Annotated in this window: 1 pseudogene; it reads left to right on the top strand. The window is 66.3% G+C overall.

What is annotated here, in order from left to right:
- A pseudogene (locus tag J1M87_RS23675) lies at positions 1-427 on the top strand (glutamine synthetase); the annotation flags it as partial.

The following is a 427-nucleotide window of genomic DNA, read 5'->3' as shown; positions in this document are numbered from 1 at the left end:
GGCATGCACACGCACATGTCGCTGTTCGAAGGCGACCAGAACGCCTTCTGGGAGGAAGGCGCCCAGTACCAGCTCTCCAAGACGGGGCGGCATTTCATCGCAGGCCTGCTCAAGCACGCCAACGAGATCGCCGCCGTCACGAACCAGTTCGTGAACTCCTACAAGCGGCTGTGGGGCGGCGACGAGGCGCCCAGCTTCGTGACCTGGGGCCACACCAACCGTTCCGCCCTCATCCGCGTGCCGATGTACAAGCCGCACAAGAGCCAGTCCTCGCGTGTCGAGTACCGGGGCCTCGACTCGGCAGCCAACCCGTATCTCGCGTACGCGCTGCTGCTCGCCGCCGGCCTCAAAGGCATCGAGGAGGAGTACGAGCTGCCGCCCGAGGCCGAGAACAACGTGTGGTCGCTGAGCGACGCTGAGCGCCGCG

Origin of the sequence: Rhodococcus sp. KRD162 (genome assembly GCF_017168335.1) — a bacterium.
Lineage (GTDB): Bacteria > Actinomycetota > Actinomycetes > Mycobacteriales > Mycobacteriaceae > Rhodococcoides.
Note: the sequence above shows the minus strand (reverse complement) of the source record. Positions and strands in the feature narration are given on the sequence as shown.